11 protein-coding genes are annotated in these 11,504 nt (G+C 68.0%); 7 read left to right on the plus strand and 4 right to left on the minus strand.

Annotation, left to right across the window (positions count from 1 at the left end; all coding sequences use genetic code 11):
* Positions 1-148 precede the first annotated feature (148 nt).
* Genes ACFOSH_RS23945 through ACFOSH_RS23955 form a run of 3 tightly spaced genes read left to right on the plus strand, consistent with a single transcriptional unit; the run spans position 149 to position 2,834 of the window.
* Positions 149-469, plus strand: a complete 321-nt coding sequence (locus ACFOSH_RS23945) for a DUF6317 family protein (RefSeq protein WP_378241280.1) — start codon at positions 149-151, stop codon at positions 467-469.
* Positions 469-2,220, plus strand: coding sequence for an alpha/beta hydrolase (locus ACFOSH_RS23950; protein WP_378241281.1), 1,752 nt, complete (start codon positions 469-471; stop codon positions 2,218-2,220). Before ACFOSH_RS23945 ends, ACFOSH_RS23950 begins: the two co-directional genes overlap by 1 nt.
* 11 nt (positions 2,221-2,231) lie before the next feature.
* The gene (locus ACFOSH_RS23955; protein WP_378241282.1) at positions 2,232-2,834 is read left to right on the plus strand and encodes an LppA family lipoprotein; all 603 of its coding nucleotides are present in this window, start codon (positions 2,232-2,234) and stop codon (positions 2,832-2,834) included.
* A gap of 162 nt (positions 2,835-2,996) precedes the next feature.
* On the opposite strand, the gene ACFOSH_RS23960 is transcribed toward ACFOSH_RS23955, so the two are convergent.
* From ACFOSH_RS23960 to ACFOSH_RS23970, 3 genes are all read right to left on the minus strand, one after another.
* Entirely contained in the window at positions 2,997-4,301 is a 1,305-nt protein-coding gene (locus ACFOSH_RS23960) for an aldehyde dehydrogenase family protein (protein ID WP_378241283.1), read from the minus strand.
* 128 nt (positions 4,302-4,429) lie between these two features.
* On the minus strand, positions 4,430-6,763 hold the full coding sequence (locus ACFOSH_RS23965; protein WP_378241284.1) for a chitobiase/beta-hexosaminidase C-terminal domain-containing protein: 2,334 nt from the start codon (positions 6,761-6,763) through the stop codon (positions 4,430-4,432).
* Positions 6,764-6,951: 188 nt separating this feature from the next.
* Positions 6,952-7,407, minus strand: a complete 456-nt coding sequence (locus ACFOSH_RS23970; RefSeq protein ID WP_378241285.1) for a hypothetical protein — start codon at positions 7,405-7,407, stop codon at positions 6,952-6,954.
* A 174-nt stretch (positions 7,408-7,581) separates the two neighbouring features.
* On the opposite strand from ACFOSH_RS23970, the gene ACFOSH_RS23975 reads away from it, so the two are divergent.
* The 3 genes from ACFOSH_RS23975 to ACFOSH_RS23985 all read left to right on the plus strand — a co-directional run bounded on the left by ACFOSH_RS23975 (position 7,582) and on the right by ACFOSH_RS23985 (position 9,989).
* Positions 7,582-8,412: a peptidoglycan-binding protein gene (locus ACFOSH_RS23975; RefSeq protein WP_378241286.1), complete on the plus strand. Its 831-nt coding sequence runs from the start codon at positions 7,582-7,584 to the stop codon at positions 8,410-8,412.
* Between the two features lie 123 nt (positions 8,413-8,535).
* Positions 8,536-9,159: a cyclodeaminase/cyclohydrolase family protein gene (locus tag ACFOSH_RS23980; RefSeq protein WP_378241287.1), complete on the plus strand. Its 624-nt coding sequence runs from the start codon at positions 8,536-8,538 to the stop codon at positions 9,157-9,159.
* Positions 9,156-9,989 (plus strand): bifunctional 5,10-methylenetetrahydrofolate dehydrogenase/5,10-methenyltetrahydrofolate cyclohydrolase, encoded by an 834-nt coding sequence (locus ACFOSH_RS23985; RefSeq protein ID WP_378241288.1) that lies wholly within the window; start codon positions 9,156-9,158, stop codon positions 9,987-9,989. The genes ACFOSH_RS23980 and ACFOSH_RS23985 overlap by 4 nt, the downstream gene beginning before the upstream one ends.
* 53 nt (positions 9,990-10,042) lie before the next feature.
* Here ACFOSH_RS23985 and ACFOSH_RS23990 read toward each other — a convergent pair whose 3' ends face one another.
* Complete coding sequence (locus ACFOSH_RS23990; RefSeq protein ID WP_378241289.1) at positions 10,043-10,615, minus strand: TetR/AcrR family transcriptional regulator; 573 nt, start codon at positions 10,613-10,615, stop codon at positions 10,043-10,045.
* A 113-nt stretch (positions 10,616-10,728) separates the two neighbouring features.
* Between ACFOSH_RS23990 and ACFOSH_RS23995 the strand changes: the two genes are divergently transcribed.
* Positions 10,729-11,469 (plus strand): class I SAM-dependent methyltransferase, encoded by a 741-nt coding sequence (locus ACFOSH_RS23995; RefSeq protein ID WP_378241334.1) that lies wholly within the window; start codon positions 10,729-10,731, stop codon positions 11,467-11,469.
* Positions 11,470-11,504: the final 35 nt, after the last annotated feature.

The following is an 11,504-nucleotide window of genomic DNA, read 5'->3' on the forward strand; positions in this document are numbered from 1 at the left end:
GAGTCTGAGTAGATCTACTCATGTCGCCTGGGTAGTCGCCCCCGACCTGCGGAAATCACGTTCCGCCGGTGACCCGCCGCCGTTGAACGGCCGGTTGCTGATCCCGTAGGTTGTCTGTGAGTGACCGGCAGACTACGAGGGAGGGCGTATGTCGGGATATCAGGTGGTCATCGACGGGATCAGACAGTCGGGGAAGGCCGCTGGGAGGGTCGCCGACGGGTTGCGGGGCGCGACCTGTTCGGCGACCGTGCCCGGCGGTGACGCGGGCATCCCGGGTGCCCGCGCGGTCGGCAAGCTGGCCGAGGTGAAACAGGCTCTGCAAGACCGTGAACGGTCATTCGAGACCAGGCTCGACACGCACGGCGCGTCCATGGCCACGGCTGCCGACCGCTACAGCACCCAGGACGCGGCCGCCGCCAGCGACCTCAGCACGGCGCCGCAGCCCACCGGCGGGGTGAAGGCGGTCTGATGGTCACCTGGGACGAGGTCACCCGCTGGGATCCCGCGCCGCTGCGCGACGCGGTCGCCGCGATCAACAATGCCTACAACAAAGTCGTCGCTTGCTCCGACGACCTGCGCGACATCAACACGCCTTACGGCTGGCATGGCGATGCCGCCAGTGCGGCCGCCGCCGAGGTCAATCAGATAATCGACGGTCTGGAGGAATACGCCGCCGAGGTCGCCTCGTTGCGCCGCAGTTCCGGCGACGTCGGCGACGCGATCACCGGCGTGCGGAACGCCGTGACCGAAGTCGAAGGACTCGCCCGCACACACCATTTCACCGTCGGCGACGACGGCGCGGTCAATGACAATGGTCCGCCGCCGGACACCCCCGAGGAGCAGAAAGAAGCGGTCGCCGCCGAACGGCGGACGATTGCCGCCGAGCTTCGCGATCGGGTCGAACAGGTTCTCCGTCAAGCCGTCGATATCGATGACGATTTCTGTGCGGTACTCGACCGCATTCTCGCTGGGCACACCATCGACGCCACGGGGAACGACAACGAAAACACCTCGCTCGCCGCCGCCGGAAACTCCGGCGCCGCCATGGGGTCACTGTCCATTCTCGCGCCCCCACCGGTCGACGCGAGCCCATCGGCGAACGCCGCATGGTGGGCGGCTCTGTCACAGAACCAGCGACTACGTCTGATCAAGGACCACCCCGAGATGGTCGGTAATCGTGACGGGGTGGCGGCGTGGGCACGCAGCAGCGCAAATATCGCCTTGCTCGAACACGAGCGCCAGACACTCCAAGACGAGCGCACTCAACTGATGAAGACAGCACCTCCCGACCTCAACAGGGATGTGCCCAGCGTTCACAAGTATCTGGAGAAGCTTGAGAAGTTGGACGAACGGTTGGCCGCCCTCGGCAAGGTGGACGGCCTGGTGAAGGGACCCGACGGCAAGCCAAATCCCGATCGGCAGCTTCTGTCGCTCGACCTGACCGGCGACCGCCTCAAAGCCGCCGTAGCCAACGGCAATGTCGACACCGCCGAACACGTCGCAGTCTTCACGCCCGGTATGAACTCGTCGGTCGGCACCAACCTGGACGGCTACGTCGAAGACATGCGTAAGGTGCGCGATGCCGCAGAAGACATCTTGGATAGCAAGGGCGACAACAGTCAGGTGGCCACGGTGACGTGGCTCGGATATGAACCGCCGACCACGAGCAACCCGGCCGATATTCCCGACATCATCGACGGCAGCGCCGCCCGTGACGGTGCGGACAAGCTCGCCAGGTTCGACCAGGGCATCAATGCCTCTCGCCCCGTAGACCCGCACCTGACCGCGCTCGGGCACTCCTACGGCTCACTGACTACCGGAATCGCCCTCAACAGCCACACCGGTGTGGACGACGCCGTGTTCTTCGGCTCACCCGGCATCTCCGACACCCCGGCAGGCCAACCGCTCGGCGAGGCCGAGATCCGTCGGATGCAACTGCCCGAAGGCCACGCCTACAACCTCGAAGCCGACGGCGACGCCGTCGCCGACATCGGCTCACTCAGCAGCGGCCGCTACGGAACCGACCCCAGCGACATGGCGGGAATGAACCAGCTGCAGACCGGTGCGGCCGTCACACCAGACGGCCGACCACTCGCCGGATCAACTGGACACAGCGAATACACCAAAACCATGCCCGACGGCACCGACAGCACCAGCAAGTACAACATCGCCGCCGTCGTATCCGGACACGCCGAACTGGCAATCCCCGCCCGAGGTTAAGGCTCAAACACGTGACCCACCGACCACGCACCCTGATCACGGCCGTCTGCACAGTCGGCCTGATCGCACTTTCCGCAGCAGCATGCACCGACCCCGACGCATCCGGCCCCGGCAAGGACACCATGCCCACCCAACAACAGCAGTTCGCGACACTCCTGCAACGCCCCGACATCGATCAAGCACTCACCCGGCACAACGAGATGCGCGGCAAAATCCGCGACGCTCTCACCAGTGAACTCCCAACACCTCCATGGAAGGACAGCGGCCGGGGCGACAGCGTAGGCGGCTGCGCGCGAAGCTTCCCGAATATCCATCCCTATGACGGGCAGGAAGTACACCCAGCCAGCTGGGTCTCAGCGATAGCGCTCACGCCGGAGCAGTGGGCGAAAGCAAAAACGATCATCACCGAGTCCGCCGCACCGTATGGCTTCACCACTGTGACCCTCAGTTCTGACAAGCCAGGCAACTATCAGTTCAATCTCACCGACAAGGATGGCGCCGAGCTCGCTATCGGAGCAGATAAAGCGCTCGTCATGGCCATCACCACTAGCTGTCACCTCACCGCCGAGGCCCACCGCCGTGGTACGCCTCGCAGCACCGAGCCGGGTCAGTAAGACTGGTTCTCCTGCCCCTTGTTCACCCTGGGCCAGAGGGCAGGAGAACCATATCCGCAGGTCACGAGTAGGTAACTTAAACAGGGTTAGCTCTAACCTGAATCGCCACTCACGACCGCCTGTACCGAAGCGGCACCTTCTCGCGTTTCCACCGCCTGCGAGCTAGGCGAGGGGTTTGTCCAGCACCGCCTTCACGTGGCTGAAGTTGTCGATCGAATAGCGCCCGTGGTAGCGGCCCATTCCGCTCTCCCCCACCCCGCCGAACGGGAGCTCCGGCGCCGCGAGGTGGATGATCGCCGCCCCGAAGACCAGCCCGCCGGACGACGTCTCCGTCTCGATCCTGCGCTTCGTTTCGTCCGATTCGGTGAAGGCGTACAACGCCAGCGGCTTGTCGCGTTCGTTGACGAACGCCAGCGCGGCGTCGACGTCGGGGACCTCGATGATCGGCAGGATCGGGCCGAAGATCTCGTCCTTCATCACCGGGGCGTCCGGGGAGACGCCAGTGAGGACGGTGGGGGCGATGTACTTCTCGTCGCGGTCACCCTTGCCGCCGACGACCGCGGTCCCGTTGTCCAGCAGGGCGGCGAGCCGGTCGTAGTGCCGGGTCGAGATGATCCGGCCGTAGGAGTCGCTGGTGGCCGGGTCCGCGCCGAACATCCCTTCGACGGTCTCGGCCAGGTGCTCCGCCAGCTTCGGGCCGGTGTCGCCGATCGCGAGGACGTAGTCCGGCGCGACGCAGGTCTGGCCCGCGTTGGCGAACTTGCCGTAGGCGAGCCGCTGCGCTGTCACGGCGAGATCCGCGCCCGGCTCGACGATCGCCGGGCTCTTCCCGCCCAGTTCGAGCGTGACCGGCGTGAGATGCTTCGCCGCCGCGGTCATGACGATCCGGCCGACCGTCCCGTTCCCGGTGTAGAAGATCGTGTCGAACTTCTGCTCCAGCAGCGCCGTCGTCTCCGGGATCGCCCCCTCGACGACGCGGACGCCTTCGACATACCGCGGCAGGTGTTCGGCGATCGCGGCCGAGGTGTTCGGGGACAGCTCGCTCGGCTTCACGACCGCGCAGTTGCCCGCCGCCAGGGCCCCGACCAGCGGCGCGAGCACCAGCTGCAGCGGGTAGTTCCACGGCCCGATGATCAACGCGACCCCGAGTGGTTCGCGTACGACACGACCGTCGCCCGGCCGCAGGGGTTGCGGGATGCCGGCGGGCTCCGGGGTCAGCCAGGAGTCGAGGTTCTCCAGCGTGTGGTCGATCTCGTTGCGCACGAGCGCGATCTCCGCGCGCTTGGCCTCGACGGCGTTCTTGCGCAGGTCCGCATAGAGCGCCTTGACGAAGACGTCCGACTGCTCGGACAAGAGCGCGCGCAAGCCCTGGAGCTGTTTCCGCCGCCAGGCCACCGGTTTCGTGACGCCGGAGCGGAAGAGTTCACGCAGGTCACCGACGACCGCGGCGGCATCGTTGCTGATCATGGACCCGAGCGTAACCGCGCAGCGAAACAGGCGCCTGTCGCCCGGCGGTATAAGTCGTTATACGCAAATAGCTGAAGGGCGCTTTCCCCGCGTGACATGCGGGGAAAGCGCCCTTCAGCCCCCGGGCGTTACGGGTAGCTCACCAGGTTGCTCGGCGTCGTCCCCGGTGGAGTCACCGCCCCCGCGTCGTTGATCACATGGGTGATGGTCCCCTTGTAGTTCAGCGAAACCGTCACCAGGTTGTGGAACCGGACGCCGGAGCGGTTCGGTACCTCGAACGCGTGATAGAGGTTCACCGCCGGGTTGTCGTTGAAGAAGCAGTAGCTGCCCAGGCCCCACGCCTCGTGCGTGGTCACGTTGTCCCCCACCTTGTAGGCGGCGTATCCGTTGAGCCCGTTGGGACTCTTCCAGCCCGCCTGATTCGGGACATCGTAGGGGATCTCGTTCTGGAAGAAGATCGTCTTGCCGTTCTGACCGTTCCAGATCACCTGGTACTTCTGGTAATGCTCGACGAACAGTCCGGTCGCCAGCACGTTGTCGCCGTTGACGACCACGCCCGTGTCGCCGGTGTTGACCGTCCAGCCGTAGGTGCCCGCGTTGCCGTGGTCGGCCCGCCAGGCCCAGATGTGGTCGATGATCGTGTCCCGGCTGTTGACGATCAGGCTGTTCGTCGCCTTCCCCGCGATCTGGCCGCCGATCCGGAAGAACACGTCCTGCAGCGTCGTCGGGTTGGCCGAGTGGTTCGCCGTCGAGCCCGCCGGGCCGACCGTGAGCAGCGACTGCGAGTTGGTGGTGCCGGCGTCGAACAGCAGCCCCTTGAGCCGGACTCCGTCCACGTCGGCGACCTTCATCGCGTCGACACCGTTGTCCGGCACCAAAGTCGGGTATCCGACGCCGAGGACGACCGTGTTGGCCTTGGTCACGTTCAGCGTCTGGTTGAGGTGGTGGACGCCGGGGGTGAAGAACAGGTTGCAGCCCTGGGAAAGGGCGTTGTTGATCGACGACGCCGTGTCCCCCGCCTTGACGACGTAGAACTGGCTCATCGGCAGCGAGCTGCCCTGGGTGCCGCCGTTGGCCCAGCTCGGCCCGGAAGCGTTGGTGCGCAACGAAGGCTGGAACACGCGGTACTTGCCGGAGCCGTCCAGGTAGAGGTACGGGACGTCGCGGGAGACCGGCGTGGTGCCGAGCGTCGTCTCCGGCGGGTTCGGGAACGTGTTCGCCGGAGCGCCGTTCGTCCCGGAGAACACCATGTTCCAGACGCCGCCCTCCCAGCTGCCGTAGCTGCTGTCGCGGGTGTACCACTGCTGCTGCGAGATCGACGCGGTCTTGCCCGAGACCTTGCTGTCGGCGGTGTACCCGCCGCTGGCGAAGCCGTAGCTGGCCGGGAAGAGGTTCAGTCCGCCGCGGATGTCCATCCGGCGGAACGGCGCGGCCTGCGCGACGGCCCAGCGGGTCGCGCCGCTGCTCGGCACGACGGCCAGGTTCTCCGTCGAGCGCCAGAAGTTCTGCAGCGCCACACCCTTGTCCGACTCGTTGAACGCGTCGACGGTGATGTCACCGTTGATGACGACGTCACCCGGGTTCTGCCCGAGACCCGCGACAGAGGTGTAGTAGCCGACGTCGTCGTGGATCCCGCTGTACACACCGGGCTTGAACAGGTGCGCGTACCGGCGTTCGGTGAACTGCGCGGTCAGGGTGTCCTTCTGCGCGTTGAAGTCCGCGTCGAGCTTCGCCTGGATCGACGACGCCGACATGCCAGGGTCGAAGATCCGCACGTTGGGCCCGAAGTCCGGGACCTCGGCCTGGGCCGGGCAGGTCGCCTGCGTCGAGCCGATCGTGTAGCTCGCCGACGCCACGGCGGAATTCACCGAGCCCGGCTTCAGCGCGATCGCGGAGACCGTCGAGGACGCGGAGACCGCGATCGGCCCGGTGTACACGGTGGACGACGCTGTCGGCGTGGAACCGTCCACTGTGTACCGGATGGTCGCGCCCGCGGTCGCGGAAGACAGCGTCACCGAGCGGGCGCTCGGGTAACTGCCGCCTGGCGGGTCGAACGTCGGCGAGGCGACGGTCGTTCCACTCCCGCCATGGGTGTAGCCGAAGTGCGGGGTGTCGTACTGCGGCCCGCTCTTCTCGTAGGTGAACCAGTAGTCGAGCACCGTTCCCGCCGCGAGTGAACCGACGGTGTGCCGCCACGTGCCCCCGCTGTCGGTCATGCGGACGTTCTGCTGGCCCGCGCCCGGGACACCGGTGTAGTGGATGTCGACGTACCGCGCCGTCGTCGCCGGCGTGAAGGAGAACTGCGCCTGGGTCGCGTTCAAGGACGCGGCGCTCTGGCTGTAGTCGGCGGCCGCGGCGGTGGCGCCGCCGAGACCGGCGGCGATCAGGAGTGCGGAAAGGCCGAGGGCGAGCACGCCCCGGACCCCTATCCGCCGTTTGGGCTGCACAAAGATCCGATCCACGTCGTGACACCTCCGGCGTTGGAAATCCACGGGCGAAGCAATTCGTTGCGCGCCACAACAAAGTAGCGGTCCGCGAGATATGTCCAGATCACGCTTCGGTAACAGTGATGGTCCAAACCACTGACTGCGCCTTCCGGACGCCACGGACACGGCCGTTCGGCGGCTTCAGGTGGCGCGAACGGGTGCTGTCAGCAGTCCGGGACGACGTACAGCGTCGAAGCTTCCCCACCGTGCATGGCGCTCAGACTGGTCCGGCAGGCCAGGAGCACCTCGCGGTTCGCGGCCGTGTCGGGCGGGACGCCGCAGCCGTCGCAGGAGAGCTCGACCGATCCCGGGAAGGTCTCGTCGACCTCGACGTCGACAGTGCGGTCGCAGCGACGGCACCACCGGTGCCCGGTGACGATCAGGACGTGCATCGGATCGGAGACGCACTGATGCACCCAGCAGCGGTGGACGTAGCAGGTCGTCCGGACGTGCGCGCTCAGCCCGTGCTCCTCCGCCACGTCTTCGGCGGCGAGTATCGCGGCCAGCCGGCGGTCGGCGATCCCGGCGTACAGCTCCCGGCGCCGGGCCGGCGGGGCTGGGTCCGCCTCCGCGAGCAGTCTGAGATGAGCCCTCGAGAGTGGCGAAGTACGTAGCACCATGCGGGTCTCAACCTTTCGGCGTCCACGAGAAGTCCTACCAGGTCACCGCCGGTTTCGCCGCAGCGACACCCGACCGGGCGACAACGCGGACGCGAGAGAAGTTCGTTTGTATGGCCCTTGTATTCGCCCTGCTCATGCTGGCCGGACAAACGGAGTTCGTTCAGGAGGCAGGAATTGTTGACCAAGGTTGCCGTGGTCGCGACAGCGACCGCGCTCTCCTTCGGCGTGGCCGCACCGGCCAGTGCCGAAGTGACCGCGGCCGCGTTGCCCGCGGCCAGCATGGAAGCGGTACTCAAGGCCGCGCAGATCGACCCGCGCCGGGCCGACAGCGCCTTGACCCCGGGCGCGAAGGACAGCGTGCTCCTGGTGGAACAGGCGCTGGCCGCCAAGGGATTGCTCGACCAGCAGTACGTCGACGGCCATTTCGGGACGTCGACGATCACCGCGTATTCGAGCTACCAGAAGTCGCTGGGCTACACCGGGATCGACGCCTCCGGCCTGCCTGGCAAGACATCGCTCGAGAAGCTGGGCGACGGCCGGTACACCGTCACCGCGACGGTCGCGGCGGGTAGCCGTCTCACCTATCACGGCAAGACGATGAACACCCGGACCAAGGCGATGCTGGTGAAGGCCGAAGGGGTGCTCGGCAGGCAGCTCACCATCACGCAGGGCTCGTACAACCCCGGCGGCGTCGGCGCTTCGGCCGGTACGCACGACGGTGGCGGCGCGCTCGACATCGGCGTCGAGGGCATGTCCTCGGCCACGCGGACCGACGTCGCGAAGAAGCTCCGCCAGGTGGGCTTCGCGGCTTGGGTCCGGACTCCGGCGCAGGGCTTCGCCTACCACATCCACGCCATCGCGCTGTCCGATCCGGACCTGTCGTCCGGCGCGCAGCACCAGGCCGGTGACTACTACCTCGGCTACAACGGCCTCGCCGGCCGCGGCTCCGACGACGGCCCCGCCGTCTCGCCGAAGGTGACTTGGGAGGAATACCAGCGAGGCTGACCCTCGCTGCCCGAAGGCCACCTTCACCGGCGTTGATCGCCGCGAAGGTGGCCTTCAGGCTGCCCGGGATCCCCCGGGTAGGCTTCGGCGCGACGGCAAAACCAGCGGGAAGGGAACAATCGCGTGGAGGATCGACCGGTCGGTCAGTGGCTCGACGAGCTGGCTTCGAAGGCCTCGACGCCCGGTGGTGGCGCGGGTGCCGCGATGAACGCCGCGGTCGGTGCCGCCCTGGTCTCCATGGTGTGCAACCTGACCATCGGCAAGCCGAAGTACGCCGAGCACGAGGCCACCATGACCGAGGCCCTGGCCAAGGCCGAGGACCTCCGCGGCCGCGCGCTCGGCCTCGCCGCCGACGACGCCGCCGCGTTCGACGCGGTGGTCGCCGCGTACAAGCTCCCGAAGGCCACCGACGAGGAGAAGCAGGCCCGCACGGCCGCGATCCAGGCCGCGCTGGTCGGCGCCGCCGAGGTCCCGCTGCGCACCGCCGCCCTCGCCGCCGAGGTCATCGACGTCGCCGCCTCGATCCTCGAAGGCGCCAACACCAACGTCATCTCCGACATCGCCGTCGCCGCCTCCTCCGCCAAGTCGGCGCTCGAGTCGGGCGTGGTCAACGTCGAGGTCAACCTCGCGTCGATGTCCGACGAGCAGCTCCGCAAGGAGACCGAGGCCCGTCTCACCGAGTACACCCCCGCCGCCGGGCGCGCCGACGCCCTCATCGCCCAGGTTCGCGAAAGGCTCGCCCGATGACCTTGATCGACGGGCGCGCGATCGCCGCCGCCATCACCGCCGAGGTCACCGAGACCGCCGCCAAGCTGCGTGAATCGGGCACCGCTCCGACGCTGGCCGTGCTCGTGCCGACCGACGACGACGCCACCGCCTGGTACGTGCGCTCGATCGAGCGTGCCGCGAAGAAGGTCGGCGTCGACTGCCGCGTGGTCCAGCTCGAGAAGCCGACCGGCGAGGACGTCACTCGCGAGCTCGACAAGCTGTCCGCGGACCCGGCGGTCCACGGCATCATCTGCCAGACCCCGCTGCCCGAAGGCGTCACGCTCGACGACGTCGGCGCGCACATCGACCCGCGCAAGGACGTCGACGGCGCCAACCCGGTCAGCCTCGGCCGTCTCGCCGCGGGCCTCTCGACCTACGCGCCCGCCACCGCCGCCGCGGTGCTGGAGATCCTGAAACGCGAGCAGGTCGCCTTGTCCGGCGCGCAGGTCGCCGTCGTGGGCCGCTCGACCGTCGTCGGCAAGCCCGCCGCGCTGCTGCTGCTCGGCGAGAACGCCACGGTGACCGTCTGCCACTCCCGCACCAAGGACCTCGCGGCGGTCACCAAGACCGCGGACGTCCTGGTCGTGGCTGTCGGCCGCGCGCACTTCGTCGGCGTGGACCACGTCAAGCCCGGCGCCGTGGTGATCGACGTCGGCACCAACCCGACACCTGAAGGCGGGCTCGTCGGCGACGTCGACCAGGCCGCTGTCGAGAGCATCGCGGGCTCGATCACGCCGGTCCCCGGCGGCGTCGGCCCGGTCACCACCTCGCTGCTTCTGCGGCACACCGTCACCGCCGCGCAGGCCTAATTCTCTGCAGGCACTGAGAAGGCGGCGAGTCCATTGAGGACTCGCCGCCTTTTTCATGTCCCGATAACCGTTTCCACCACCTTCCGCACCTGCGCCGTCTCGGGCGCGGGTGCGGTGCGGTCGGCGAAGAGCAGATGCGCGGCGCCGATGAGCGTGGCCGCGAGCGTCTCGACGTCGGCGTCCTCGGCGATCCTGCCCTGGTCGCGTTCCGCCTTGAGATAGTCGCCGATCATCACGGCGGCCTGCGTCAGCACCGGGACCCCGGCCGGCCACTCACGGCGCAACCGCGCGCGGAGCTCGTCGCGGAAGATCACGAGCGGGACGATCGCGACCGCGACCGACTCGAACACCGCCGTGAGCGCCGACGTGAGGTTGTCCACGACGGTCCCGGCACCCACGGCGTCGCGAAGGCCCTTCTCGTCCAGCTTGTCGATCCGGTCCAGGACGAACTCGGCGAGGAATCCGTCGAAGTCGTCGAAATGCCGGTGCAGCACGCCTTTCGCGCAGTCCGCCTCCGTGGTCACGGCACGGCTGGTGAGCCCGCTCGGCCCGTCCCGAAGGAGGACCCGTTCAGCGGCGTCGAACAACTGCGCGCGGACGGCGCGCAGGGCTACCCCGGTCGGCATACGGCTCCCTTGCGTTGACGAGTGGGCACGTGCCCACTTATGGTGGGCGCATGCCCACTCTACCTTCGGGGCAAGAGCCTCACCGGTATCGCCAGGCCGCGGAATCGTTCGGCGTGGACGTCGAACGCTACGACCGGACCCGGCCCGCCTATCCCCCGGAACTCATCGACCACCTCGTCGCGGCCGCCCCCGGCCGCGACACCCTCGATGTCGGCATCGGCACCGGGATCGAAGCGCGCCAACTCCAGGCTGCGGGCTGTCCCGTACTGGGCGTCGAACCGGACGCGCGGATGGCCGAGTTCGCCCGCCGGAGCGGGATCGACGTCGAGGTCGCGAAGTTCGAGGCCTGGGATCCCGCCGGCCGCCGGTTCGACCTGCTCGTCTCCGGTCAGGCCTGGCACTGGGTCGACCCGGTGGCAGGCGCCGCCAAGGCCGCCGAAGTACTGCGGCCCGGCGGGCTCTTCGCCGCTTTCTGGCACGTGCCCGAACCGCCGGAAGAGGTCGTCGGCGCGTTGACGGACGCGTACCGGCGGCTCGTGCCGGATGCCCCGATCGACCTCAAGAACGTGCCGAAACAGCCTGCCGATCCGTACGGTCCCCTCATCACGAAGGTCGCCGACGGACTGCGCGAAGCAGGCGGATTCGGCGAGCCTGCACGAAGCCGCCACGACTGGGAGCGGGTCTACACCCGCGACGAATGGCTGGACCAGCTCCCGACGTTCGGCTCACTCACCTGGGTCGAACCCGCTGTGCGCCAAGCGATCCTCGCCGAGGTCGGCGCGGCGATCGACGGGCTGGGCGGCCGGTTCACCACTCCCTACGCCACCGTCGCGATCACCGCTGTCCGGGACTGACTCGCCGGTGGCGGGAGCCGCGCCGCCCCCGCCAC

This window comes from Amycolatopsis speibonae, assembly GCF_042647925.1.
Lineage (GTDB): Bacteria > Actinomycetota > Actinomycetes > Mycobacteriales > Pseudonocardiaceae > Amycolatopsis > Amycolatopsis speibonae.